The 24546-nt window shown below is 72.3% G+C and carries 23 protein-coding genes; 13 read left to right on the top strand and 10 right to left on the bottom strand.

All coding sequences use genetic code 11. The annotated features are described in order from the left end of the window. Nucleotides 1-108: 108 nt before the first annotated feature. Nucleotides 109-444: a histone-like nucleoid-structuring protein Lsr2 gene (locus tag ACWD4B_RS17425; protein ID WP_451421545.1), complete on the top strand. Its 336-nt coding sequence runs from the start codon at nt 109-111 to the stop codon at nt 442-444. Here ACWD4B_RS17425 and ACWD4B_RS17420 read toward each other — a convergent pair. Further along, the gene (locus ACWD4B_RS17420) at nt 375-1034 is read right to left on the bottom strand and encodes an SCO3374 family protein (protein WP_451421544.1); all 660 of its coding nucleotides are present in this window, start codon (nt 1032-1034) and stop codon (nt 375-377) included. The genes ACWD4B_RS17425 and ACWD4B_RS17420 overlap by 70 nt on opposite strands. A 480-nt stretch (nt 1035-1514) precedes the next feature. Here ACWD4B_RS17420 and ACWD4B_RS17415 point away from each other — a divergent pair, with 480 nt between their 5' ends. Both ACWD4B_RS17415 and ACWD4B_RS17410 read left to right on the top strand, forming a co-directional pair. Beyond that, on the top strand, nt 1515-4043 hold the full coding sequence (locus ACWD4B_RS17415) for an ATP-dependent Clp protease ATP-binding subunit (protein ID WP_336410759.1): 2529 nt from the start codon (nt 1515-1517) through the stop codon (nt 4041-4043). A 318-nt stretch (nt 4044-4361) separates the two neighbouring features. Next, nucleotides 4362-5060, top strand: a complete 699-nt coding sequence (locus ACWD4B_RS17410) for a M23 family metallopeptidase (RefSeq protein WP_451421543.1) — start codon at nt 4362-4364, stop codon at nt 5058-5060. A 96-nt stretch (nt 5061-5156) separates the two neighbouring features. On the opposite strand, the gene cseC is transcribed toward ACWD4B_RS17410, so the two are convergent. From cseC to ACWD4B_RS17385, 5 genes are all read right to left on the bottom strand, one after another. Then, entirely contained in the window at nt 5157-6458 is a 1302-nt protein-coding gene (gene cseC / locus ACWD4B_RS17405; protein WP_451421542.1) for a two-component system sensor histidine kinase CseC, read from the bottom strand. A gap of 15 nt (nt 6459-6473) precedes the next feature. Further along, nucleotides 6474-7181, bottom strand: a complete 708-nt coding sequence (gene cseB / locus ACWD4B_RS17400) for a two-component system response regulator CseB (protein WP_336410762.1) — start codon at nt 7179-7181, stop codon at nt 6474-6476. A gap of 7 nt (nt 7182-7188) precedes the next feature. Continuing rightward, nucleotides 7189-7851, bottom strand: a complete 663-nt coding sequence (locus tag ACWD4B_RS17395; RefSeq protein WP_336410763.1) for a hypothetical protein — start codon at nt 7849-7851, stop codon at nt 7189-7191. Next, nucleotides 7839-8387 carry a SigE family RNA polymerase sigma factor gene (locus tag ACWD4B_RS17390; RefSeq protein WP_336410764.1) on the bottom strand — a complete coding sequence of 183 codons (549 nt, stop codon included), beginning with the start codon at nt 8385-8387 and terminating at the stop codon, nt 7839-7841. Before ACWD4B_RS17390 ends, ACWD4B_RS17395 begins: the two co-directional genes overlap by 13 nt. Nucleotides 8388-8641: 254 nt before the next feature. After that, entirely contained in the window at nt 8642-9547 is a 906-nt protein-coding gene (locus tag ACWD4B_RS17385) for an A/G-specific adenine glycosylase (RefSeq protein ID WP_451421541.1), read from the bottom strand. A 127-nt stretch (nt 9548-9674) separates the two neighbouring features. Here ACWD4B_RS17385 and ACWD4B_RS17380 point away from each other — a divergent pair, with 127 nt between their 5' ends. From ACWD4B_RS17380 to ACWD4B_RS17370, 3 genes are all read left to right on the top strand, one after another. Beyond that, a complete protein-coding gene (locus ACWD4B_RS17380) occupies nt 9675-9920 on the top strand; it encodes a hypothetical protein (protein WP_451421540.1) in 246 nt (81 codons plus the stop codon). 54 nt (nt 9921-9974) lie between these two features. After that, nucleotides 9975-10463 carry a pyridoxamine 5'-phosphate oxidase family protein gene (locus tag ACWD4B_RS17375; protein ID WP_451421539.1) on the top strand — a complete coding sequence of 163 codons (489 nt, stop codon included), beginning with the start codon at nt 9975-9977 and terminating at the stop codon, nt 10461-10463. A 107-nt stretch (nt 10464-10570) separates the two neighbouring features. After that, the gene (locus ACWD4B_RS17370) at nt 10571-11374 is read left to right on the top strand and encodes a hypothetical protein (RefSeq protein ID WP_451421538.1); all 804 of its coding nucleotides are present in this window, start codon (nt 10571-10573) and stop codon (nt 11372-11374) included. A gap of 122 nt (nt 11375-11496) precedes the next feature. Here ACWD4B_RS17370 and disA read toward each other — a convergent pair whose 3' ends face one another. Continuing rightward, complete coding sequence (disA, locus tag ACWD4B_RS17365; RefSeq protein WP_336410768.1) at nt 11497-12621, bottom strand: DNA integrity scanning diadenylate cyclase DisA; 1125 nt, start codon at nt 12619-12621, stop codon at nt 11497-11499. Nucleotides 12622-12753: 132 nt separating this feature from the next. Beyond that, on the bottom strand, nt 12754-14202 hold the full coding sequence (gene radA / locus ACWD4B_RS17360) for a DNA repair protein RadA (RefSeq protein WP_451421537.1): 1449 nt from the start codon (nt 14200-14202) through the stop codon (nt 12754-12756). Between the two features lie 268 nt (nt 14203-14470). On the opposite strand from radA, the gene ACWD4B_RS17355 reads away from it, so the two are divergent. Then, nucleotides 14471-15958 carry a BACON domain-containing protein gene (locus ACWD4B_RS17355; protein ID WP_451421536.1) on the top strand — a complete coding sequence of 496 codons (1488 nt, stop codon included), beginning with the start codon at nt 14471-14473 and terminating at the stop codon, nt 15956-15958. Nucleotides 15959-15984: 26 nt separating this feature from the next. Here ACWD4B_RS17355 and ACWD4B_RS17350 read toward each other — a convergent pair whose 3' ends face one another. Next, complete coding sequence (locus ACWD4B_RS17350) at nt 15985-16830, bottom strand: hypothetical protein (RefSeq protein WP_451421535.1); 846 nt, start codon at nt 16828-16830, stop codon at nt 15985-15987. A 45-nt stretch (nt 16831-16875) separates the two neighbouring features. Between ACWD4B_RS17350 and ACWD4B_RS17345 the strand changes: the two genes are divergently transcribed. The 4 genes from ACWD4B_RS17345 to ilvD all read left to right on the top strand — a co-directional run bounded on the left by ACWD4B_RS17345 (nt 16876) and on the right by ilvD (nt 21289). Then, nucleotides 16876-17808 (top strand): Ppx/GppA phosphatase family protein, encoded by a 933-nt coding sequence (locus ACWD4B_RS17345; protein ID WP_451421534.1) that lies wholly within the window; start codon nt 16876-16878, stop codon nt 17806-17808. Nucleotides 17809-17896: 88 nt separating this feature from the next. Next, nucleotides 17897-18721, top strand: coding sequence for a sugar phosphate isomerase/epimerase family protein (locus tag ACWD4B_RS17340; protein ID WP_171083662.1), 825 nt, complete (start codon nt 17897-17899; stop codon nt 18719-18721). Then, nucleotides 18718-19344 carry a TetR/AcrR family transcriptional regulator gene (locus ACWD4B_RS17335; protein ID WP_451421533.1) on the top strand — a complete coding sequence of 209 codons (627 nt, stop codon included), beginning with the start codon at nt 18718-18720 and terminating at the stop codon, nt 19342-19344. Before ACWD4B_RS17340 ends, ACWD4B_RS17335 begins: the two co-directional genes overlap by 4 nt. 100 nt (nt 19345-19444) lie before the next feature. Next, nucleotides 19445-21289, top strand: a complete 1845-nt coding sequence (ilvD, locus tag ACWD4B_RS17330; RefSeq protein ID WP_451421532.1) for a dihydroxy-acid dehydratase — start codon at nt 19445-19447, stop codon at nt 21287-21289. 40 nt (nt 21290-21329) lie between these two features. Here ilvD and ACWD4B_RS17325 read toward each other — a convergent pair whose 3' ends face one another. After that, on the bottom strand, nt 21330-23468 hold the full coding sequence (locus tag ACWD4B_RS17325) for a serine/threonine-protein kinase (protein ID WP_451421531.1): 2139 nt from the start codon (nt 23466-23468) through the stop codon (nt 21330-21332). Nucleotides 23469-23670: 202 nt separating this feature from the next. On the opposite strand from ACWD4B_RS17325, the gene ACWD4B_RS17320 reads away from it, so the two are divergent. Both ACWD4B_RS17320 and ACWD4B_RS17315 read left to right on the top strand, forming a co-directional pair. Then, nucleotides 23671-23925: an SH3 domain-containing protein gene (locus ACWD4B_RS17320; RefSeq protein WP_336417362.1), complete on the top strand. Its 255-nt coding sequence runs from the start codon at nt 23671-23673 to the stop codon at nt 23923-23925. Nucleotides 23926-23953: 28 nt separating this feature from the next. Next, nucleotides 23954-24433, top strand: coding sequence for a hypothetical protein (locus ACWD4B_RS17315; protein ID WP_451421530.1), 480 nt, complete (start codon nt 23954-23956; stop codon nt 24431-24433). Nucleotides 24434-24546 lie beyond the last annotated feature (113 nt).

Here is a 24546-nt window from a genome sequence, read left to right as displayed (position 1 = left end):
TTCCCGCCGGGAAGGCGGGCTGAACCTTCCCCGGGGGTTTGTGTTTTTCCGGGAAAGGCGGTTTGCTATTCCTTCGTAATCCCTTTTCCGCTGATGAAAGGAATCCCCGTGGCGCAGAAGGTTCAGGTCCTTCTTGTCGATGACCTCGACGGCGGCGAGGCGGACGAGACCGTGACGTTCGCCCTGGACGGCAAGACCTACGAGATCGACCTCAACACGGCCAACGCGGACAAGCTGCGCGATGCGCTCGAGGACTTCGTGAAGGCCGGCCGCCGCACCGGTGGCCGCTCCGCGGGTGCTCGCGGGAAGGTCCGCGCCGCGTCCGTCGGCAGCCCGGACACCGCGAAGATCCGCGCGTGGGCCAAGGAGAACGGCTACAACGTCAACGACCGTGGCCGCGTCCCCGCCGACATCCGTGAGGCGTACGAGAAGGCCAACGGCTGATCAGGCCGATCTCCCGACGGCTGACGCCTGCGTGCCGCACCGGCGCGCAGCAGCCGGGCCCGGTGGCACTCCGTGGCCGCCGCGCTCACGAGCCGTACGAGACCGGGGGCGGCACCTTCGCCCCCGAGGCCGGTCGCCGGCAACGTCGGCTCGACCTCGCACCCCGGCCGGGGAGGCCGCAGCCAGACGGCCTCCTGTGAGGCTCCGGGGCCGCCCCCCGGTACGCCGTGACCCCCGCCCGCCGGCGCGGGAGCGGCGATCCGGCCGCCGGACCCCTGTGCGGTCAGATCCAGGGCGACCCCGCCCCATTCCAGCCATTCGATCAGCCCCGGCAGCTCGTCGGCACTGCCCGCCGCGGTCAGGAACCAGACCTTCCGGGCCCGGGGATCGAAGGCGGCGGGACCGGCCGGCGGCAGCCGCTGCAGCACCGCGAGACCGGCGTCCACGGGCAGCCCCAGGGCATCGAACCGCACCCCGGTGAGCAGCTCCACGGGCGGCCCGTCCGCGACCGGCCAGCCGAGGGCCTGCTCGTACCACCGGCGCCGGGAGACCGGCGCGGGACCATGGAGGTGCGAAGGGGCCGCCGTCATGGACGGTGCAACTGTGAAAGCCCCAAGAAGTTACGCAGAGTGGGGAGTTGGGCACGCTGTGTGTAAGGAATATGGGGCGCACAAGCGCTCCCGGTGGCGCGAGGGTGTTCGCCCGTAGCGGAGGGCCGGTGCCCGCGCTGCATGGAGCGTCCGTGCCCGCGGGTAGGACATTCCCCGTGGGGAGAGGCGGTATAGCAGCGCGCTCGGCGTATCACCGAGGTGGTGCGCGGGTCCGGGGCGGGCGTGTCGGGCCAAGCGGGCGTTCGCCATGGGCGTAGTGGTGGTGGGCGTATATGCCTGGCCTGCGGGAACATCGTCTCCCAACATCGGGTTGGAGCAGATGTCGGCTGTTCGGGGCAGGAGGCCAAGGACGGGTGTCGGCAGTTGGAATGAGCTGTCCCGCCCAGCGGGACTAGCATGCGGAAGGACAGGGAGGGGACCGACCCCTAACTGCCTGACCGCTCTGAGGAGCGATTAACGATGTTCGAGAGGTTCACCGACCGCGCGCGGCGGGTTGTCGTCCTGGCTCAGGAAGAAGCCCGGATGCTCAACCACAACTACATCGGCACCGAGCACATCCTCCTGGGCCTGATCCACGAGGGTGAGGGTGTCGCCGCTAAGGCCCTGGAGAGCCTCGGGATTTCGCTCGAGGCGGTCCGCCAGCAGGTGGAGGAGATCATCGGCCAGGGCCAGCAGGCCCCGTCCGGCCACATCCCCTTCACCCCCCGTGCCAAGAAGGTCCTGGAGCTGTCGCTCCGCGAGGCCCTCCAGCTCGGCCACAACTACATCGGCACCGAGCACATCCTGCTCGGCCTGATCCGCGAGGGCGAGGGCGTCGCCGCCCAGGTCCTGGTCAAGCTGGGTGCCGATCTGAACCGGGTGCGGCAGCAGGTCATCCAGCTGCTCTCCGGCTACCAGGGCAAGGAGGCCGCCACCGCCGGCGGCCCGGCCGAGGGCACGCCCTCGACCTCGCTCGTCCTGGACCAGTTCGGCCGCAACCTGACGCAGGCCGCCCGCGAGTCCAAGCTCGACCCGGTCATCGGGCGCGAGAAGGAGATCGAGCGGGTCATGCAGGTGCTGTCCCGCCGCACCAAGAACAACCCGGTCCTCATCGGCGAGCCCGGCGTCGGCAAGACCGCCGTCGTCGAGGGGCTGGCCCAGGCCATCGTCAAGGGCGAGGTGCCCGAGACCCTCAAGGACAAGCACCTCTACACCCTCGATCTCGGTGCCCTCGTCGCGGGCTCCCGCTACCGCGGTGACTTCGAGGAGCGCCTGAAGAAGGTCCTCAAGGAGATCCGCACCCGCGGCGACATCATCCTGTTCATCGACGAGCTCCACACCCTGGTGGGTGCGGGTGCCGCCGAGGGCGCGATCGACGCGGCCTCGATCCTCAAGCCGATGCTGGCGCGGGGCGAGCTGCAGACGATCGGCGCCACCACGCTCGACGAGTACCGCAAGCACCTGGAGAAGGACGCCGCCCTGGAGCGCCGCTTCCAGCCCATCCAGGTCGCCGAGCCGTCGCTGCCGCACACGATCGAGATCCTCAAGGGCCTGCGCGACCGCTACGAGGCCCACCACCGGGTCTCCATCACGGACGAGGCCCTGGTCCAGGCCGCCACCCTGGCCGACCGCTACATCTCGGACCGCTTCCTGCCGGACAAGGCGATCGACCTGATCGACGAGGCCGGCTCCCGGATGCGCATCCGCCGGATGACCGCTCCGCCGGACCTCCGCGAGTTCGACGAGAAGATCGCCGACGTGCGCCGCGAGAAGGAGTCCGCGATCGACTCGCAGGACTTCGAGAAGGCCGCTTCCCTCCGCGACAAGGAGAAGCAGCTGCTGGCCGCCAAGGCCAAGCGGGAGAAGGAGTGGAAGGCCGGCGACATGGACGTCGTCGCCGAGGTCGACGGCGAGCTGATCGCCGAGGTCCTGGCCACCGCCACGGGCATCCCGGTCTTCAAGCTCACCGAGGAGGAGTCCTCCCGCCTGCTGCGCATGGAGGACGAGCTGCACAAGCGCGTCATCGGCCAGAAGGACGCCATCAAGGCGCTCTCCCAGGCCATCCGGCGCACGCGTGCGGGCCTCAAGGACCCGAAGCGCCCCGGCGGATCGTTCATCTTCGCCGGCCCCTCGGGTGTCGGTAAGACGGAGCTGTCCAAGACGCTCGCCGAATTCCTCTTCGGCGACGAGGACGCCCTGATCTCCCTCGACATGTCGGAGTTCAGCGAGAAGCACACCGTCTCGCGGCTCTTCGGTTCCCCGCCCGGATACGTGGGTTACGAAGAGGGCGGCCAGCTCACCGAGAAGGTGCGCCGCAAGCCGTTCTCCGTCGTCCTCTTCGACGAGGTCGAGAAGGCCCACCCGGACATCTTCAATTCGCTGCTGCAGATCCTGGAGGACGGTCGCCTGACCGATTCCCAGGGCCGCGTGGTCGATTTCAAGAACACGGTCATCATCATGACCACCAACCTCGGCACCCGGGACATCTCCAAGGGCTTCAACCTGGGCTTCGCCGCCCAGGGCGACGTCAAGACCGGGTACGAGCGGATGAAGGCGAAGGTCAACGAGGAGCTCAAGCAGCACTTCCGGCCGGAGTTCCTCAACCGTGTCGACGACACGGTGGTCTTCCACCAGCTCAGCCAGGAAGACATCATCCAGATCGTCGACCTGATGATCGCCAAGGTGGACGAGCGCCTCAAGGACCGCGACATGGGCATCGAGCTCAGCGCGGACGCCAAGCAGCTGCTCGCGAAGAAGGGCTACGACCCGATCCTGGGTGCCCGGCCGCTGCGCCGCACCATCCAGCGCGAGATCGAGGACATCCTCTCCGAGAAGATCCTCTTCGGGGAGCTGCGTCCGGGCCACATCGTCGTCGTCGGCACCGAGGGCGAAGGCGAGGAGAAGAAGTTCACCTTCCGTGGCGAGGAGAAGTCCGCGCTTCCCGACACCCCGCCGGTGGAGTCGGCGACGGGTGGCGGCGCCGGGCCCAACCTGTCCAAGGACGCGTAACGGCGCCATAGGCGCCTGCTGTACCGGGTGAGCGGCCCCGGAACCGTGAAAGCGGTTCCGGGGCCGCTCTCTTTTGCCCCGTCACCGCCTGCGGGCCGTGACAAGCCGCACAGCCCGATTCCCCGGTACTAGGCGGGATAGCAGGAGGGGATCGCCGCAGCGGCCTGCCGTGCGCCGAGTTCCCGGCCCTGCCGCTACGGCCCTCCTTAGGAGATGCCCGCTTTGGTCCGGCATACGGAAACGCGCTACCAAGGGAGACCGCCCCCGGCCTGTGGCCGGGGCTTGTTCATGTCCGGGATCCTTGGAGGCTCTGTCCGTATGCCGAAGCGCACCGTTCTCTGCAACGTCAGCACGTCCGTCCGCACCCGTGCAGCCCTCGCGGTGGCCGCCGGGCTGGGGGCGTCGCTGGCATGCGGGCCGGGTGCGGCGCTGGCGGCGGATTCGGAGCCGAACGAGATTCCGGCGTACGCGGCCACGGCTGCCGTCGGCGACGCCCTGCAGGCGCAGGCCGCCACGCAGCTGCGGGCCGCGGAGAAGGAGAAGCGAGCCGCCGAGACCGAGCGGGCCGGCCGTGCCGCGGAGGAGCGCCGCCGGATCGAGGCGTGGGTCGCCCCGGTCGACGGGTACGCCATCGGCCAGCCCTTCGGCATCGACGGCAGCCACTGGGCCAACAAGCACAGCGGCCAGGACCTCGTGGTCCCCACCGGCACCCGGGTCAAGGCCGTGCACGGCGGCACGGTCGTCAAGGCCGGCCCGAACGGCGGCGGCGACGGGCCCGCGTACGGCAACGCCATCGTCGTCAAGCACGCTGACGGCACGTACTCGCAGTACGCCCACCTGTCGGCGGTCGAGGTGAGCGTCGGGCAGACCGTGGGGACCGGCCAGGAGATCGGTCTGTCCGGCTCTACCGGGAACTCGACCGGGCCGCATCTGCACTTCGAGATCCGTACGACGGCGGATTACGGCTCCGCCGTCGAGCCGGGTCGCTTTCTGCGGGATCACGGGGTCGGGCTTTAGGCCGTCGATCGGCTGCGGGTCCGTTTCGGCTGGTCGCGTCCACGCGGCGGAGCCGCTGATGTCACAGCCCCGCGCCCCTTCGGGGCGCGATGGTTCTCAGTCCGGGACCTGGATGATCGGGAATGTTCCCGTGTCCGTCGGGGACGACTCCGGGAGCCAGAGCACCGCGATCGCGCCCCCGCCGCCCGGCCCGGCCGGGTCCGCGTTGCGGAAGGTCAGGCGGGCGCCCAGGACGCGGGCCTGGCCCGCGGCGATGGTCAGGCCCAGGCCGTGGCCCTTGCCGGCGCGGTCCGCGCTGCCGGTGCGGAAGCGGCTCGGGCCCTCCTTCAGCAGCTCCTCGGGGAAGCCGGAGCCGTGGTCGCGGACCCGGACGACCCGGCCCTCGACCGTGACCTCCACGGGGGTCCTGCCGTGCTTGGCCGCATTGGCCAGCAGATTGCCGAGGATGCGCTCCAGGCGGCGCGGGTCCGTGGAGACGTAGGCCTCGCGCAGCACCCGCACCCGGGCCTCCGGCAGGAACGCCCGCACCCGGCGCAGCACGAACTCGCCCAGCTCGATGTCCTGCATCTCGGCCCGCTCGGCGAAGCCGTCCAGCCGGGCGACCTCCAGGACGTCCTCGACCAGGGTGCGCATGGCCTGCGCCCGGTCCCGGACGAGCTCGGTGGGGCGGCCCGGGGGCAGCAGTTCGGCGGCGGTGAGCAGACCGGTGACGGGGGTGCGCAGCTCGTGGGCGATGTCTGCGGTGACGCGCCGCTCGGCCTCCAGTCGGCTGCGGAGGGCCTCGGCCATGCCGTCGACGGCGCGGGCCAGGTCGTCGGTCTCGTCGCGCACCCGGCCGCCGATGGCGTCGCGGACCCGCACGTCGGTCTCGCCCTCGGCGAGCCTGCGGGCGGCGACGGAGGCCTTGCGCAGCCGGCGCGAGAGCTGGCCGCCGATGAGGATGCCGAGCGCGGTGCCGCCGAGCACGACGGAGACCGAGCCGATGATCAGGGCCCGGTCGAGGTCGTCGAGGATGTCGAAGCGGTCGTCGAAGCGGTTGTGGATGGAGAGGATCTTGCCGTTGCGCAGCGGCACCGAGGCCCACACCTCGGGGGCGCCGCTGCCGCTGTCCTGCAGATACGTGGCCCGCTGGCCCAGGTCGGCGGCCTCCCGCAGGGGCTTGGGCAGGGCCGGGTCGTCCAGCTTGGCGCGGAGCATCAGCTTGCCGCCCGAGGACTCGTAGAAGCGCTGGGCGATCTGCACCCGGGAGTCCATGACGTCGCGCGCGCTGTTGAGCATGGAGACGCGTGCCGCGTTGTGCACCACGAGGCTCAGCGCGACGGCGACGAGCGCGCCCACGGCAGCGATGGCCAGGCTGACCTTCCAGCGCAGGCCACTGCGGAGGGCGAGCTTCACCACGGGACCACCGGACGCTCAGCCTCTGAGCTTGTAGCCGAAGCCGCGGACCGTCTCGATCCGGTCCTGGCCGATCTTGCCGCGGAGTCGCTGGACGTGGACGTCCACGACCCGGGTGTCGCCGCCCCAGCCGTAGTCCCACACGCGCTCCAGCAGCCGGTCGCGGGAGAGGACGGTGCCGGGGGCGGCCGAGAACTCCAGCAGCAGCCGCATCTCGGTCGGGGTGAGGGCGACGGGGTCGCCGGCCTTGCGGACCTCCATGCCGTCCGTGTCGACCTCGAGGTCGCCGAAGCGCAGCACACCGCCGTCGATGGTCTCGGGGGCGCCGTCCGCCGTGCCCGTGCCGTTGCCGCTGGCGTGGCCGAAGCGGCGCAGCACGGCGCGGATGCGGGCGACGAGCACGGCGCCGTCGAAGGGCTTGGTCACGTAGTCGTCGGCGCCGGCCTCCAGGCCGAGGACGACGTCGATGGAGTCCGCGCGCGCCGACAGCATGATCACGGGGACGGTGGACTCGTCGCGGATCCGGCGGCACAGGCTGACCCCGTCCAGTCCCGGCACCATCACGTCGAGCAGGGCGATGTCGGGCCGCTGGGCGCGGAAGCGCTCCAGGCCCGTCAGCCCGTCCGGCACCGCGGTCACCATGAAGCCGTCGCGCTCCAGCGCGAGCTGCGTCGCCTCGCGGATGACGTCGTCGTCCTCGACGAAGAGCACATGCGTATCGGCCACGCCGCTCTCAGCCCTCCGTTCCCGTACTCGGCACCTTGCCGGTGTTGCCCACCTTGCTGTAGTCGGTGTGCGTCCGGCCGGTTTCCTTGAATTCGTCGTTCGCCCACTGGTACATCAGCACATCCTGCCCCGAAGGACAGCACACCGCGTCGCCCGGAGCGTAGACCTGTCTGGTGACCTGGAGGTCCTTGCGGTCTATGTCGGCGTAGACGGGCGACTGCTCGGCGGTGAAGACGTTCTCGTAGGCGTCGCCGGACTCGTCCTTCGCACGGTACACATACGACCCCACGCCGAACGAATCACCGCAGGTCAGGATGTTGACGACGACATCGGGCCGGGGGCCGCCGGTGAGATTGCCGTACGTCACGTCGACCGGGTACTGGTCCTTCGTGCACGGCTTGAGGTTCTTCTTGATCTGATCGCTGACCTTGGGGTCGTTCTTGATCAGCTTGACGGCGTCGACCTTCTCCTGGACGGGAGCGGCCGACGCCGAGGGGATCCGCGTCGCCTTGGCGGCGGACTGGGTCTGCGCGGGGCCCTCCTTGCGCACACCCTCGCTGCTGCCACTGCATCCGGCCAGCAGAAGACCGGCGGCAGCGGCCATTGCGGCGACCGCGCCACCGGTGATCAGTGCCGGCTTGTTCTCAGCCGCCTTTTTCAGGCCGCGCACCGTTCCTGCCCCCGCTCGTTGCGCTCCAGGGCGTGGAAGTCGAGGTCCCGGGCCTCCAGCTCCTGGCGCAGCCGGGCCAGGGCCCGGTGCAGCGTGCTCTTGACCGTGCCGGTCGACATGCCGAGCGCCTCCGCGGTCTCCTCGGTGCTCATCTGCTCCCAGTGTCGCAGCACGACCACGCTGCGCTGCTTGGGCGCCAGGACTCCGAGGACGTCCATCAGCAGGGCGCGGTCGGCGTGCTGCTCGGTGCCGTCCTCGACGCTGGCGTCGGGGAGCTGCTCGGTGGGCACCTCGTCGAGCTTCCGGGCGCGCCACCACTCCGTACGAGTGTTGATCATGACACGGCGCAGGTAGGCGTCGGCCAGCGACTTGTCCGCTATGCCTTCCCAGCGGCCGTAGGTGCGGACGAGGGCGGTCTGGAGCAGGTCCTGCGCGTCGATGGGGTCCGGGACGAGGCGGCGGGCGCTGCGCAGGAGAGCGTCCTGACGGTTGCGCACGTACTCTTCGAAGTCCAGAACCTTGCCGCTGCTGGCCATACTCGCAGCCTCCATTCCGCTTGCGTCCCCGTGCCTCGCTGGTGGTCCTCCAGCACGAGAAGGACGCTACGGAGACGCTGTTGCGGCGTGATGTGCGAGAGCCCGTCGGCTGGAGCACAGCTATCCATAGGTTGTGTAACAGCGGGACCCGTGGGGCGGGAAAGAACGCGGAAACAGCTGCTCTGTCCCATTCCGCACTGTGTTCCCGGGCGGGCTTCCGTAACGGTCCCGGCGTACCGCCCGTGGGACTCCCGTCAGGTCAGCGGCAGCCGGTACGTGCCGTCCGGCAGCGGCTCCACCAGGCCGTCGGACACCAGCCCGTCCAGCGCCCGGGCGCGCTGCACCGGCTCGTCCCACACCGCGTCCAGCGCCCGCTGCGGCACGGGCGCGACCGCCTCCCGCAGCACGGCCAGGAGCTTGCCGCGCACCTGCCGGTCCGTACCGGCGTACGTCTGGCCGCGGCGCGGCGGGCCGTCGTGGGCCGGGGAGCCCGCCGCCCGCCATGCGCAGCGGTCCGCGATCGGGCAGCGCATGCATGCGGGCGTGCGCGCCGTGCACACCAGCGCGCCCAGCTCCATGGTCGCCGCGGCCCAGAGCGCGGCCACCGGCTCCTCGTCCGGCAGCAGGGCGCGGGCCAGCCTGCGCTCGGCGGCCGTCGTGGCGTTCGGCGGGTACTGGGCCCCGCTCACGGCGCGCGCGAAGACCCGGCGGACGTTGGTGTCCAGCACTGCGTGCCGCTGCCCGTACGCGAACGACGCCACCGCCGCGGCCGTGTACTCGCCGACTCCCGGCAGCGCCAGCAGCTGCGCGTGGTCGCTCGGCACCTCGCCGCCGTGCTGCTCCGCTATGGCCGCCGCGGCGGCGTGCAGCCGCAGCGCGCGCCGCGGATAGCCGAGGCGGCCCCAGGCGCGCACCGCCTCGCCCGGCGGCTCGGCGGCCAGCGCCGCGGGCCGCGGCCAGCGGGCCAGCCACTCCTCGTACACCGGCAGCACACGGCTGACCGGCGTCTGCTGGAGCATGAACTCGCTCACCATCACGCCCCACGCACCGGCCTCCGGGCGGCGCCACGGCAGGTCGCGGGCGTGTTCGTCGAACCAGTCGATGACGGGCGCGTGCAGCAGGGACGGGACGACGGCGGGGGTTTCGGGCATGGCAGTCATGGCGTTCCCGATCCTGGCACGGGTGGGCGTGCGGGCGAAACGCGCGGGGGCGGCGGGCCTTCCCGTTCGGGTGATCGTCCTCGTCAACCCGTGCGTGCGGAAAGTGCGTTCGGCGACGATGGGCGGCATGGAAACCGGCCGTGACGCCCCGCCCGTGGTCTGCTGCAGGGTGTGTGCGAACCCGCTGTGGTGGGACGTCACACCCGTCCCCGGACTTGCGCCGGGCTGGTACTGCTCGACCTGCCGGCACCCGCCGGAGCGGTTCCTGAACTCCGCGGCCGCACCGCCCGTCTGCCCCGAAGGGTGCCCGAGCTCGATCGTGGAGGCGGGACCGGCCGGGGGAGCCCGGAAGTTCCTCTGCCACCGGAGCTGACCCGGACCGCGGGAGGCCGCGGGGCCCGAGGGGATGCGGTGATGGAATGGGATCATGACGTCGCACACCCCCGGCCCGTCGCTGCCGCCCGACATCCGGGCCGCCCTGGACGCGCACACGACCATGACCCTGGCGTACGCCGACGAGGACGGGCCGCAGGCCTGCGCCGTCCTCTACGCCGTCGCGTCCGGCTCCGCCGGGCCCGCTCTCGTCTTCGTCACCTCCGTCACCACCCGGCACGGCCGTTCCCTGTCGGGCGGGGAGGGCCGCGTCGCCTTCACCGCCCAGCGCGACGGACAGGAGTGGTCCGCCCTGACCGGCCTTCAGGGGCGCGGCACCTGCCGCCGCCTGGAGGGCGAGGAGCGCGCAGCCGCGTGGGAGGCGTACCGCTCCCGCTACCCCTACGTCGAGCAGACGGAGCGGCTGCGGCAGGCGATGGAGCGCACCGACCTCTGGGAACTGCGGCCGGACTGGCTGCGTTTGATCGACAACGGGAAGCGTTTCGGCCACAAGGCCGAGTGGAATGTGACGACGCATCACTGACCGTGACCGGTAACAGCCCTCTGTTACCGGGCAGATGATGAGAAAAGCAGGCACTCCTACGGCGGGTACTGGCTGGTGCCCCGCCCGATCTCTCGTAGAGTTTTCGCGTGGGATCACTGCGCAATCCGATCGGGCCGCTTCCCTCCTCCATCTATTGGCGGCGGAGGGGAGTTGCGCTGGGCGTGCTCGCCCTTCTCGCCCTGCTGGCGTTCTGGCTGTTCTCCTTCGGGGGTGGCGGCGGGTCCAAGGACTCCTCCGACGGCTCCTCCGACGGCAAGGGCGGGCCCGCCGAGACCACCATCACCCCCGGGCCCACCCCGTCGGGGCCGCACTACAGCCAACGGCCGGGCGGGCGCGGTGATTCGGGTGGCGGCGGTGACACCGGGGGCGGCAGCGGCGGTGCCGCGGGCCGCAGCGGTGGCGGTGGCGGCGTCGTCGCGGGCGGCTTCGGCGGCGGGCCGGGCCTGGCGGTGACCGCGGACGGCAAGGCCGTGCTGTCCGAGTCGAAGCTGCCGGACTGTGCCTCCGGTTCGGTCAAGCTGGCCGTGCGCAGCGTCAAGGACTCCTACGGGCCGGGCGAGAAGCCGAAGTTCGAGGTCGTGGTGGAGAACACCGGGGGCAGCGCCTGCAAGGTCGACTTCGGTGCGGCCGCCGCCCAGCTGAAGATCACCAACACCGGCGGCGACGACCACGTCTGGGCCTCCGACGACTGCCCGCGCGGCACCTCCTCCCTGTTCGTCGAGCTCCCGGGCTCGGGCGAGACCAAGCGCACGCTGGAGTGGGACCGCAAGCGGAGCGCCCCGCAGTGCGCGACCCCCTCCGGCAGCCAGACCGCCGGGCCCGGCACCTACCGGGTGGAGGTCAAGGTCGCGGGTGTCACCGAGAAGGTGGATTTCAAACTGGAGCAATGACGAAAGGGGCGCGAGACCGCGCCCCTTTCGCGTACGCACTTCTGCGTATGCCATTTACGTATGCCTTCGGCGGCGCCCCGCGCCCCTGACGGGGCGCACCTCCTGGACGTAGCCGGACGTAGTTAGACGTAGCGCTCCAGGATCGAGGACTCCGCCAGCCGCGAGAGGCCCTCGCGGACCGAGCGGGCGCGGGCCTCGCCGACACCGTCGACCGTCTGCAGGTCGTCCACGCTGGCGGCCAGCAGCTTCTGCAGCCCGCCGAAGTGGTCCACGAGCCGCTCGATGATGGCCCCGGGCAGCCGGGGCACCTTGGCCAGCAGCCGGTAACCACGCGGGGAGACGGCCGAGTCGAGCGTCTCGGGGGAGCCGCTGTAGCCCAGGGCCCGGGCCACGATGGGCAGTTCGAGCAGCTCGGCGTGGGTGAGGGAATCCAGCTCGGAGAGCGCCTCGGGGACCGTGCGGGTGCGCTTCGCCGTCGGCTCGGGCACGTAGTCCCGCACGACCAGCTCGCGCTCCGGCTCGACGCCGGCGATCAGCTCGTCCAGCTGGAGCGACAGCAGCCGGCCGTCGGTGCCCAGCTCGACCACGTACTCCGCGATCTCGGTGGCGATGCGGCGCACCATCTCCAGGCGCTGGGAGACGGCGGTGACGTCGCGCACGGTCACCAGATCCTCGATCTCCAGGGCGGAGAGGGTGCCCGCGACCTCGTCGAGGCGGAGCTTGTAGCGCTCGAGGGTGGCCAGCGCCTGGTTGGCGCGGGAGAGGATGGCGCCGGACTCCTCCAGCACGCGCCGCTCACCGCCCACGTACAGCGCGATCAGCCGCATCGACTGGCTCACCGAGACCACCGGGAAGCCGGACTGGATGGACGCCCGCTGCGCCGTGCGGTGCCGGGTGCCCGTCTCCTCGGTGGGGATCGAGGCGTCCGGATAGAGCTGGACGCCGGCCCGCACGATCTTGGTGACGTCCTTGTCGATGATCAGCGCACCGTCCAGCTTGCACAGCTCGCGCAGGCGGGTGGCGGTGAACTCCACATCGAGGACGAAGCCGCCGGTGCACATCGACTCGACGGTCTTGTCCATGCCGAGGACGATGAGCCCGCCGGTGTTGCCGCGAAGGACTCGCTCCAGGCCGTCGCGCAAGGCCGTGCCGGGCGCGACGGCGCTCAGCGAAGCGCGCATCAGACCGTCGGAACCGGAGCCACCCCCGGCCCTGCCGGGGCCCGATGCCCGGTCGTTGGCTGCCACTGCACTCCTCCGGTCGCAAGGTCAACGGTGCCGCAGGCCGCCCTGCTGTCGCGTACGTGACGGGACCGCTGTCGGAACGATGCCGTGTACGTACGGGCGGGACCAGGGCAAAGTCTACTGGCGCCCAGCCTATTAAAGGGGGCTCTCGTCCGGTCGGGCCTGCGCCCCCGCCTCCGGCCTCTCCGCCCGGCGGCTCTCCCGGCGCGGACGCCCCGGCAGCACCCGGAGCGCATCGCCTATGTCCGCCACCTCCTGGACCCGCATGCCCGGCGGGATCTTCCCCGGGTCGGACGGGACCAGGGCATGGGTGAAGCCCAGCCGGGCCGCCTCGGCCAGCCGCCGCTGGACGCCCGTGACCCGGCGGACCTCGCCCGCCAGGCCCACCTCGCCGATGGCCACCAGGTTCTTCGGCAGCGGGGTGTCGCTCGCTGCGCTGGCCAGGGCGAGCGCGACGGCCAGATCGGCCGCGGGCTCGGAGAGCTTCACGCCGCCGACCGTCGCGCTGTAGATGTCGCGCTTGCCCAGCGCGCTGATCCGGCCGCGCTGCTCCAGGACGGCGAGCATCATCGAGACGCGGGACGTCTCCAGGCCCGAGGTGGTGCGCCGCGGGGAGGGGATCTGAGAGTCCACCGTCAGCGCCTGGACCTCGGCCACCAGCGGGCGGCGGCCCTCCAGGGTGACCGTGAGGCAGGTGCCGGGGACGGGCTCGGCGCGCCGGGTCAGGAAGAGGCCGGAGGGGTCGGCCAGGCCCGTGATGCCCTCGTCGTGCAACTCGAAGCAGCCGACCTCGTCCGTCGCCCCGTAGCGGTTCTTCACGCCGCGCACCAGGCGGAGGCGGGCGTGCCGGTCGCCCTCGAAGTGCAGGACGACGTCGACCAGGTGCTCCAGCAGGCGGGGGCCCGCGATGGCGCCGTCCTTGGTGACGTGGCCGACCAGGAGCGTCGACATGCCGCGCTCCTTGGAGGCCCGGATCAGGGCGCCGGCCACCTCGCGCACCTGGGCCATGCCGCCCGGGGCGCCGTCGATCTCCGGGGAGGCGACCGTCTGCACCGAGTCCAGGACCAGCAGCGCGGGCTTGACCGAGTCGAGGTGCCCGAGCACCACGGACAGATCCGTCTCGGCCGCCAGGTACAGGTGCTCCGAGAGGGCGCCGATGCGGTCGGCGCGCAGCCGCACCTGGCTCGCCGACTCCTCGCCCGTCACATAGAGCGTGCGGTGCTCCTCGGAGGCCGCGCGGGCGGCCACGTCCAGCAGGAGCGTCGACTTGCCGACGCCGGGCTCGCCCGCGAGCAGCACCACCGCGCCGGGGACGAGCCCGCCGCCCAGCACCCGGTCCAGCTCGGGCACGCCCGTGCCGCGGGCGGTGGCCTGCCGGCCGTCGACCTGGGCGATGGGCAGCGCCGCCGAGGTGACGCGGCCGGGCGCCGTCGTGCGCACGGCGGGCGCGCCGTACTCCTCGACCGTGCCCCACGCCTGGCACTCCGGGCAGCGGCCGAGCCACTTGGCAGTGGTCCAGCCGCACTCGGTGCAGCGGTAGGAGGGCCGGTCCTTGGCGGACGAGCGAGAGGTACGGGCAGCCATGCGAGCCACCGTAGCGGTGGCCACCGACAGCGCGGTGCCGCGGGCGCCCCCTGCCCCGGGCACAGGGCGAGCCTCCCGGGCACGCGGTGGTGTCTGTGCCGTGGTTCGCGCCCCGCGCGCCGGAGTCCTCCCGCCGAGTGCGCCACCTACGCAACTCGGGACGGAATGAACAGTTCCTGTCCCCTTTCGAGGGAGCGATTCACCTGAACGGCGTAATCCTCAGTGAGCCAGGCGGACGAGGCCGCGGGGCCGCCCTACCGTCGCCGGGATGACGAGCAGGCCCGAGCCCCCCACGCATGCCACCGGCGCGCTCCGCGCCTCCCGCCGTGCGCCGCGCGCGGCCCAGCCCACGGTCGTCGCCCCGGACCGCGCCGCCGCGCCGGACGGCCCGCCCCGCCGGCCGCTGCCCGGCGACGGCCGGCGCGCCGCCCCCCAGGGGCCGGCCGCGCGCCACGAGCCGTACCTGGACGGCCTGTTCACCTACTGTCTGTCCGTCCTGTGCGAGCACGACGCCGCCACCGCCGCCCTCGGCGAGGTCCTCGCCCTCGCCGAGCGCCGCGCCGACCGCGCCCCCGCCGCCGAGGAGCTGCACCGCGCCTGGCTCTACGCCCTCGCCCGCTGGGAGTGCCTGCGCCGGCTCGCCGGGCCGGGCCCCGGCCGTGGCCCCGACGGCACCGCCGACCCCCGGCGCCGGGCCGAACTCGCCCTGCTCGCCTGGCCCGAGGCCGCCGGCACCACGGCCGAGCAGCGCGAGGCGCTCGAACTCGCCGTCCGCCACGGGCTCGCCCCGCACGAGGTCGCCGTCGTGCTGCGGCTGGACCCCGACGCCGCCCGGACCCTGCTCTCCACCGCCGCCTGCGAGGTCGAGCGCACCCGCACCGCGCTCGCCGTCGTGGAGTCCGGCCGCTGCCCGGTCGTCTCCCGGTTCGCCGAGGGCACCGAGGTCCTGCTCGGCGCGGCCCTGCGACGCGAACTCGTGCGGCACGTCGACGAGTGCGCCGACTGCCGCCGCACCGCCGAGCGCGCCACCGCCGGGGAGCCGTGGCCCGGCACCGCGGCCTCCTCGGCCACGCTGCCCGTGCTGGAGGCGCCGCGGGCGGCGGCGTGCGCCGCCATGCTGCACGCCCTCGACCCGCGCCTGCAGCGCCAGCGCGTGACGCCGCGCTTCGACCGCGGCGGTTTCCCCCTCGCCCCCAAGGACCGTGCCGCGCGGCGCAGCCGGCTGCGGAGCGGGGCGGTGACGACGACCGTCGTCGCGACCGTCGTCGCCGCGCCCGTGCTGGCGCTGTGGGCCGCGTACCGGGGGGAGGAACAGGGGGCGGCCTCCGTGTCGGCCACCGAGACCGACAGCCTGGGCGGGCATCCCTACGAACAGGAGCAGGAGCCGTACGAGGAGGCGTCCGCGCGGGAGTCGGTCGGCCACCGGATCTCCGACCTCTCGGTGGCGGTGACCGGTCCGGACGGACGCACGGCCGCCCGCGGCCCCGGCCGGCTGACCGTGGAGGCCCAGCCGAGCGGCGGGGCCACGCTCATCACGCTCGCCGCGAGCGGGGGAGAACCGGTGAGCTGGTCGATGTCGGCGAGCGCCCCGTGGCTCCGCCTGAGCCAGCCGGGCGGGGTCCTCCGCCCGGGCCAGTCGATCACGGTCACGGTGACGGTGGACCGCACGAGGGAGCCTGCGGCGCACTGGCGGGCGCGAGTGGCGATCGCCCCCGGTCGTTCAACGGTGACGATCGAAGGGGGCGGCTCCCGGTAGCGCCCCTACGAGGCGCGAAGACCGGTCTACCGCACCGGATCAGCCGGATGCGGAGCCATCGGCAGCGCCGCTGCCATCCGCTCCTCGCACAACTCCACCAGCCGCCCGTACCCTTCCTTGCCCATCAGCTCCATCAGCTCGGCCCGGTACGACACGAACACCGGCTCCCCGGCGCCGTGCGCGGACTTCGCCGACGTGCACCACCAGTGCAGGTCGTGGCCGCCGGGGCCCCAGCCGCGACGGTCGTACTCGCCGATCGTGATGCGGAGCACCTGTGTGTCGTCCGGCCGGTCGATCCAGTCGAACGTCCGCCGCACCGGCAGCTGCCAGCACACGTCCGGCTTGGTCTCCAGCGGCTCGCGGCCCTCCTTGAGGGCCAGGATGTGCAGGGAGCAGCCCGCGCCGCCGGCGAAGCCGGGGCGGTTCTGGAAGATGCACGAGCCCTTCCAGCGCCGCGTCTGCCGCTCGCCGTCGTCGTCCGTCTGGGTCCAGCCGGAGTCGGTGCCCACGTCGTGGAACTGCCAGATGTCCGGCGTGAGCCGGGCCACGTGCCCCGCGACACGCTTCTCGTCGTCCTCGTCGGAGAAGTGCGCGCCCAGCGTGCAGCAGCCGTCGTCGGCGCGCCCGGCCTTGATGCCGTGGCAGCCGCTGCCGAAGATGCAGGTCCAGCGCGACGTGAGCCACGTCAGGTCGCAGCGGAAGAGCTGTTCGTCGTCGGCGGGATCGGGGAATTCCACCCATGCCCGGGCAAAGTCGAGCCCGACCTCGTCGGAGGCCCTGAGGGCCTTGGCGGCCTTCTCGGCGAGCTTCGCCTGCTTCTTGGCGGCTTTGTCCCGCGCTTTGTCCGGGTCGGCCTTCTTCGTCTTTGCCACCCCTCAAGCCTATGCGGCCCCCGACCCCGCAGTAGCGTTCAGGCCATGAGACTCGGTGTCCTCGACGTGGGTTCCAATACCGTCCATCTGCTGGTGGTCGACGCGCACCCGGGTGCGCGCCCCCTGCCCGCCCACTCGCACAAGGCCGAACTGCGCCTGGCGGAGCTGATCGACGACGAGGGAGCCATAAGCGATGCCGGGGTCGAACGGCTCATCGCCGTGATCAAGGACGCGCTGGAGGCGGCCGAGGACAAGGGCGTCGAGGAGGTCCTCCCCTTCGCCACCTCCGCCGTCCGCGAGGCCCCCAACGCCGACGACGTGCTGGCCCGCGTCCACCACGAGACCGGCGTCACCCTCCCCGTCCTCACCGGCGACGAGGAGGCCCGGCTCACCTTCCTGGCCGCCCGCCGCTGGTTCGGCTGGTCGTCCGGAAAGCTCCTTGTCCTCGACATCGGCGGCGGCTCCCTGGAGGTCGCCTACGGCATGGACGAGGACCCCGTCGTCGCCTCGTCCGTCCCGCTCGGCGCCGGCCGGCTCACCACCGCCTGGCTCCCCGGCGACCCTTCCGACCCCGCGGACGTCCGGGCGCTGCGCCGGCACGTCCGTACCGAGATCGCCCGCACCGTCGGCGACTTCGCCCGGCACGGCGAGCCGGACCGCACCGTCGCCACGTCCAAGACCTTCAAACAGCTCGCCCGCATCGCCGGCGCCGCCCGCTCCGCCGAGGGCCTCTACACCCAGCGCACCCTCAGCCGGAAGGCCCTGGAGGACTGGGTGCCCCGGCTCGCCGAGATGACCTCCGCCCAGCGCGCCGCCCTGCCCGGTGTATCCGAGGGGCGGGCGTCCCAGCTGCTCGCCGGGGCCCTCGTCGCGGAGGCGGCCATGGACCTGTACGGCGTGGACGAACTGGACATCTGCCCCTGGGCCCTGCGCGAGGGCGTCATCCTGCGCCGCCTGGACCACCTGCCCACCGGATGACCCGGTGCCGGCCCCTGCCCGCCGGGTGACGTGCCGCACGCCCGGACCACCTGCCCCCGGCGGGAGGGGCGGGCATACGCTGTCCCTCGTGACAGAGCCAGTGGTGCGCATTCCGGATGCGAAGGTCGCGCTGTCCACGGCTTCGGTCTACCCGGAGTCGACGGCGACGGCCTTCGAGATCGCCGCCCGCCTCGGCTACGACGGCGTCGAGGTCATGGTGTGGACCGACCCCGTCAGCCAGGACATCGACGCCCTGCGCCGGCTGTCGGACTACCACCAAGTGCCCATCCTGGCCGTTCACGCCCCCTGTCTGCTGATCACCCAGCGCGTGTGGTCGACGGACCCCTGGGTCAAGCTGCAGCGCGCCCGCACGGCCGCCGAGAAACTCGGCGCGAGCACCGTCGTCGTCCACCCGCCGTTCCGCTGGCAGCGGTCCTACGCACGCGACTTCGTGCGCGGCATCTGGCGCATGGCGGACGAGACCGACGTCCGGTTCGCCGTGGAGAACATGTACCCCTGGCGCTACCGCGACCGCGAAATGCTCGCCTACGCGCCCGACTGGGACGTCACCAAGGACGACTACCGGCACTTCACCGTCGACCTCTCCCACACCTCGACCGCCCGGACCGACGCCCTTCAGATGATCGACCGCATGGGCGACCGCCTGGCCCACATCCACCTCGCTGACGGCAACGGCTCCGCCAAGGACGAGCACCTCGTCCCCGGCCGCGGCAAGCAGCCCTGCGCCGAGCTCCTGGAGCGGCTGGCCGTCAGCGGCTTCGACGGCCACATCGTCATCGAGGTCAACACCCGCCGCGCCATGTCCGCGGCCGAGCGCGAGGCCGACCTCGCCGAGGCCCTCGCCTACACCCGCCTCCACCTCGCCTCCCCGACGGGCGTGCCCCGGCCGTGACCGACACCCCCGCCACCCCGGCCCCGCGCAGACGCGGCCGTCCCGCCCGCGCGGACGCGGACGGCGGCCCCGGCGCCCGCGAGCGCATCGTCGCCGCGGCCCGCGCCGAGTTCGCCGAGCACGGCTACGACAAGGCGTCCATCCGCGGCATCGCCCGCGGCGCGGGCGTCGACCCCGCTCTCGTCCACCACTACTTCGGGCCCAAGGAACAGGTCTTCGCGGCCGCCGTGGAAGTGGTCGCCGCGCCCGTGCTCGAAGCCCCGGACATCGTCCTGGCGGGCGGCCGGGACGAGGTCGGGGAGCGGCTGACGCGCTTCTTCCTCGGCGTGTGGGACAACCCCGTCAGCCGCGCGCCGATCCTCGCCGTCGTCCGCTCGGCCATCGCCAACGAGACCGCCGCCGCGATCTTCCGCGACCTGCTCAGCACCCGGCTGATGGCCCGGATCGCCGACGGCCTGGACGTCCCGGACGCCCGGCTGCGGGCGGAGCTGGCAGCGTCCCAGCTGGTCGGGGCGGCGCTGCTGCGCTACGTCATCAGGATCGAACCGCTGGCGTCGGCGGACATCGAGCAGGTCGTCGCCATGCTCGCACCGGCCGTCCAACGGCACCTCACGGGGGACTGAGCACCCCCGTCCCGTCTCACATTTCGGAGACCCCGTCCGGATCCCGGATCACGGGCGTAGGCTCGGGAGACAGGACTGCGACGACGAGTGGAGCAGCGCAATGCCCGAGCTGAGGTCCCGTACCGTCACCCACGGCCGCAACATGGCGGGCGCCCGAGCCCTTCTCCGGGCAGCAGGCGTAGCGCGCGAGGACTTCGGCAAGCCGATCATCGCGGTGGCGAACAGCTTCACCGAATTCGTCCCGGGCCACACCCACCTCCAGCCCGTCGGCCGGATCGTCTCCGACGCGATCAAGGCGGCGGGCGGCGTGCCCCGCGAGTTCAACACCATCGCCGTCGACGACGGCATCGCCATGGGCCACGGCGGCATGCTCTACTCGCTGCCCTCCCGCGACCTGATCGCCGACTCCGTCGAGTACATGACCGAGGCGCACTGCGCCGACGCGCTGATCTGCATCTCCAACTGCGACAAGATCACGCCCGGCATGCTGATGGCCGCCCTGCGGCTGAACATCCCCACCGTCTTCGTCTCCGGCGGCCCCATGGAGGCCGGCAAGACGACCCTGGTCGACGGCACCGTCCGCACCAACCTCGACCTCATCAGCGCCATGTCCGAGGCCGTCTCCGAGAGCGTCTCCGACGAGGACCTGGCCCGCATCGAGGAGGCCGCCTGCCCGACCTGCGGCTCCTGCTCCGGCATGTTCACCGCCAACTCCATGAACTGCCTCGTCGAGGCCCTCGGCCTGGCCCTGCCGGGCAACGGCTCGACGCTCGCCACCCACACCGCCCGCAAGGACCTCTACGAGGCCGCCGGCCGCACCGTCGTCGAGATCACCAAGCGCTGGTACGAGCAGGACGACGCCACCGTCCTCCCGCGCTCCGTCGCCTCCCGCGCCGCCTTCGAGAACGCCATGGCCCTCGACGTGGCCATGGGCGGCTCCACCAACACCGTCCTGCACCTGCTGGCCGCCGCCCAGGAGGCCGGGCTCGACTTCGGCATGCCGCACATCGACGCCGTCTCGCGCCGCGTCCCCTGCGTCTGCAAGGTCGCGCCCAACGGCTCGTACCACATGGAGGACGTCCACCGGGCCGGCGGCATCCCTGCCATCCTGGGCGAGCTCCAGCGCGCCGGGCACCTCCACGAGGAGGTCCACAGCGTCCATGCCGACTCGCTCGCCGAGTGGCTCAAGCGCTGGGACGTGCGCGGCGGTTCCCCGAGCACGGAGGCCGTCGAGCTGTTCCACGCCGCCCCCGGCTGCGTCCGCTCGTCCCAGGCCTTCTCCCAGTCCGAGCGCTGGCAGTCCCTCGACCTCGACGCCGCGGGCGGCTGCATCCGCGACACCGCACACGCGTACTCCGCCGACGGCGGCCTGGCCGTCCTCCACGGCAACCTCGCGGTCGACGGCTGCGTGGTGAAGACCGCCGGCGTCGACGAGTCGATCTGGACCTTCGAGGGCCCGGCCGTCGTGGTCGAGTCCCAGGAGGAGGCGGTCGACGCCATCCTGAACAAGCGCGTCAAGGAGGGCGACGTGGTCGTCGTCCGCTACGAGGGCCCCAAGGGCGGCCCCGGCATGCAGGAGATGCTCTACCCCACCTCCTTCCTCAAGGGCCGCGGCCTGGGCGCCAAGTGCGCCCTGATCACCGACGGCCGCTTCTCCGGCGGCACGTCGGGCCTCTCGATCGGCCACGCCTCGCCCGAGGCGGCGTCGGGCGGCACGATCGCCCTCGTCGAGGACGGCGACCGGATCCGCATCGACATCCCGGCCCGCTCGATCGAACTCCTCGTGAGCGACGAGGAACTGGCCGCCCGCCGGGACGCGCTCGGCGGCACGTACGCGCCGAAGGCCCGCGACCGCAAGGTCTCGCAGGCCCTGCGCGCCTACGCGGCGATGGCCACGAGCGCCGACAAGGGCGCGGTCCGGGACATCAGCCGGCTGGAGAGCTGAGCTCCGGAGAGGCGAGCTCCGGTGGCGGTGACGGGCCCCGTCACCGCCACCCCGCCGGATTCAGCCCGTCCACCGCGAACACGGTCCCGTCCGGCGCGGTCCCGAACACCTTCCCCTCCGCCACCACCGGCGCCGGCACCAGGTCCACCAGACCCCCGGCCGCCCTGCCCGGACGGGCCCCCGTCTGACCCAGCAGCGCACCCTCGCTGCTGTCCACGGCCAGCAGCCGCCCGTCCGCGGCAGAGAAGTACAGCCGGTTGCTCTCCGAAGCCACCAGCTGCGACGCATTGGAGACGGACGTCTCCAGCCGCCACAACCGCCCCCACTGCCTGCTCCCGCCCGCCTGCTCCGTCCCGACGGCCGTCAACCCGCCGTCCGCCGACAGCAGATACACCTGATCGCCCTGTGCCACGGCGCTCGCCACCTGCAGCCGCGTCGGCAGCGGCACCCGCACCTCCCGCGCCCCGCCCGGCTCGTAACGCACCACGGACGTGACGCGCTGCTCGACGTCGTTCTCGGTGAAGAACACCGCGTCCTCCGGCCCCGTGCCCACGGTCGACAGGTTGCCCATGCCCGACCAGTCCCACAGCGTCCGGCCGGTCACCGGGTCGACGGCCACGACCCTGGTGCGCCGCCCGTCCGGTGCCGGGGCCACCGCATACGCGGGCCCGTTCCCGTAGAAGGAGAAGACCGGCTTGATGCCGTCGGGAAGCCCGTGGCTCCACCGCTCCTTGTTCGTCGCACCGTCGATCGCCGTGACCGTACCGCCCGCCCCGACCAACAGCACCGTGTCGCCCGCGTAGAAGATCCGGCCCCCGTACGCGGACACGTCGCGCGTCCAGCGCGGTTCGCCGCTCCGGGGATCGAGCGCGGACAGCTCCCGCTTGTCCGGCGACAGCGCATGCACCAGCCCGCCGGACACGTGCGGCGCACTCGGTGCACCCCGGCCCGGCAGCGTCGCGACGGCCGCCCGCCGCCAGGCCACCTTGCCGCCCGTGACGTCCACCCGCGCGGCGTGCACACCCCGCGCCGCGCAGTACAGCGCACCGTCCCCGTACGTGCAGAACCCGGCGCGCACCTCACCGTCCTTTCCGTCGCCGCCGTCCGGGACGGTCGTCTCCCAGGGCTGCCACGAGGAGTCGGCGGCATGCGGCTGCGACTGCTTCGGGCGTTGAGGGTCGTCAAGTTTGTCTATCTCTTCGCTCAACACCCACGTGCCACTGGCCGTGAGCGCCACGATGGCCACGGCAGCGGCCGCGAGCCACCGTCCGCGAGGACCCCGGCGGGACGCGGGTGAGGGAGCGGACGCAGGAACGGGCGCCGGCACGGGCTCTGCTGCGACCGGCACGGGCGCAGGCACGACCGCCGCCTCCGTCGCCACTGGCCGGGACAGCCGGGCCATCAGCACGTCCGGCGTCGGCCGCTCCGCCGGTTCCTTGGCCAGACAGTCGCGGATCAGCGGTACGAGATCGTCGGGCACGCCGGTCAGATCGGGATCGTCGTGCACGACCTGGTACGCGACGATGTACGGACTGTCCGACTCGAACGGCCCCCGCCCCGTCGCCGCGAACACCAGCAGCGACGCCAGCGCGAACACATCCGCCGCAGGCCCCACCTCGCGCGGCCGCTGGAACTGCTCGGGCGCCATGAAGGGCGGCGTACCGATCAGCTTCCCCGTCTCGGTGCGCAATTCGCTGTCGTACGGGCGGGAAATGCCGAAGTCGATGACCTTCGGCCCGTCGTCCGCGAGCAGCACATTGCTCGGCTTGAGATCGCGGTGGACCACTCCTGCACGGTGAATGTCCCGCAGCGCCTCCGCCAGACCAGCCGCCAGACGCCGAAGTTCGCCGGGCGCAAGCGGACCGTTCCGCTTCACCCGGTGGGCCAGCGTGGGACCGGGGATGAAGACCGTGGCCATCCAGGGCCGCTCGCCGTCCGGGTCCGCGTCCACCACCGACGCCGTGAACGCCCCGCTCACCCGCCGCGCCGCAGCGACCTCCTGCCGGAACCGCGCCCTGAACTCGGGGTCCACCGCGTACTCGGCGTGCACCACCTTCACCGCGAGGCGTCGCCCCGAAGCGGAACGGGCCAGGTGCACCACCCCCATGCCCCCTGAGCCGAGCCGGCCCTCCAGGCGGTACCGACCCGCGTACTCGGGATCGTCCGCTTCCGGGCGCATGGTCCCCACCCCCGTGTTGTTCGGCCGTAGACGGCGGCGCGAGCCTAATCGATGACACCCGTCAGACCCGGGAGCGCGTACGGCGGGTTGTAGCCTGCCGTTGCATTTACATACGTCTACATACGTCTCACGTGCCCCAGGCCTCCCGGACGCCTCTCGTACGCCGCCGGAGCCCTGAGCACTCTCACGGGGGAGAGCCGCGATGGCCGACACCTACCCGATCGCACCCGGCTACCAGGTCAACGTCCGCCGCGGTCCGAGCACCGACAGCGAGCTTGTGAAGGTCCTCCCGCAGGGCTCCCGGATCCCGATCCGCTGCCAGACCTACGGCGAGACCGTCTCCGGCCCCTGCGGCACCTCGAACATCTGGGACAACATCGGCCCCGGCCAGTACGTCGCGGACGCCTATGTGAAGACGGGCAGCAGCGGCTTGGTGGCGGACCGCTGCTCGGGTTGAGAGCGGGACGGACCGTAATAATCGAGCCATGAGCGGCGAGCACACGGCAGCGGACGGTCCCCGTCCCGAGCCGATCCGGTTCTTCGGCACGACCTGGCTGCACCACGACGGCGGCTATGCACTGCGGCGCGCGGGCGTGGGCCTCGGCGCCCTGCTCGCAGGGGCGGCGGGCGCACTCGTCCTGCGCTTCGGCTACGAAGGGCTGACGATCGCCAAGGTCGGCAGCCTGGTGAACGTGCTGGTCGTGGCGGGCTTCGCGATCTGTAGCGCGCTCGCCTTCCGCCGCACCTGGGAAGGCTTCGTCCGCCGCCGGGACCCCGCGGCGGACGCGGCGGCCGAGCGGTCCATGCAGAACCTCCTGCTGATCGGCTTCGTGGGCACGCTGCTCGCCTACGCCGTCCGCTGCCTCGTCGAGGCGCCCGGGGAGCAGCTGCACCGCAGGGAGTACGAGGAGGCCTGCGCCCGGCATGACCGCCGCAAGCGGAAGGGGCGGCGCAAGCACCCCTGAACCTCGTGTAGAGTTCTCCGAGTTGCCACGGGGTCCGCAAGGAAGCCGGGGCAGCGGTTCGAGCCGCATCGGCGGCGATCCACCACTTGTACGGCCCTTGAACGGGATGGATT

It is taken from the genome of Streptomyces sp. NPDC002536 (assembly GCF_053594995.1).
This window is presented reverse-complemented; position numbering and strand designations above follow the sequence as displayed.

Bases quoted from the DNA above. Each gene is read 5' to 3' on its own strand.
- ACWD4B_RS17420 (WP_451421544.1), bottom strand. From the start codon at position 1,034: ATGACGGCGGCCCCTTCGCACCTCCATGGTCCCGCGCCGGTCTCCCGG.
- ACWD4B_RS17415 (WP_336410759.1), top strand. From the start codon at position 1,515: ATGTTCGAGAGGTTCACCGACCGCGCGCGGCGGGTTGTCGTCCTGGCT.
- ACWD4B_RS17410 (WP_451421543.1), top strand. From the start codon at position 4,362: ATGCCGAAGCGCACCGTTCTCTGCAACGTCAGCACGTCCGTCCGCACC.
- ACWD4B_RS17390 (WP_336410764.1), bottom strand. From the start codon at position 8,387: ATGGCCAGCAGCGGCAAGGTTCTGGACTTCGAAGAGTACGTGCGCAAC.
- ACWD4B_RS17385 (WP_451421541.1), bottom strand. From the start codon at position 9,547: ATGACTGCCATGCCCGAAACCCCCGCCGTCGTCCCGTCCCTGCTGCAC.
- ACWD4B_RS17380 (WP_451421540.1), top strand. From the start codon at position 9,675: ATGGAAACCGGCCGTGACGCCCCGCCCGTGGTCTGCTGCAGGGTGTGT.
- ACWD4B_RS17375 (WP_451421539.1), top strand. From the start codon at position 9,975: ATGACGTCGCACACCCCCGGCCCGTCGCTGCCGCCCGACATCCGGGCC.
- radA (WP_451421537.1), bottom strand. From the start codon at position 14,202: ATGGCTGCCCGTACCTCTCGCTCGTCCGCCAAGGACCGGCCCTCCTAC.
- ACWD4B_RS17355 (WP_451421536.1), top strand. From the start codon at position 14,471: ATGACGAGCAGGCCCGAGCCCCCCACGCATGCCACCGGCGCGCTCCGC.
- ACWD4B_RS17345 (WP_451421534.1), top strand. From the start codon at position 16,876: ATGAGACTCGGTGTCCTCGACGTGGGTTCCAATACCGTCCATCTGCTG.
- ilvD (WP_451421532.1), top strand. From the start codon at position 19,445: ATGCCCGAGCTGAGGTCCCGTACCGTCACCCACGGCCGCAACATGGCG.
- ACWD4B_RS17325 (WP_451421531.1), bottom strand. From the start codon at position 23,468: ATGCGCCCGGAAGCGGACGATCCCGAGTACGCGGGTCGGTACCGCCTG.
- ACWD4B_RS17320 (WP_336417362.1), top strand. From the start codon at position 23,671: ATGGCCGACACCTACCCGATCGCACCCGGCTACCAGGTCAACGTCCGC.
- ACWD4B_RS17315 (WP_451421530.1), top strand. From the start codon at position 23,954: ATGAGCGGCGAGCACACGGCAGCGGACGGTCCCCGTCCCGAGCCGATC.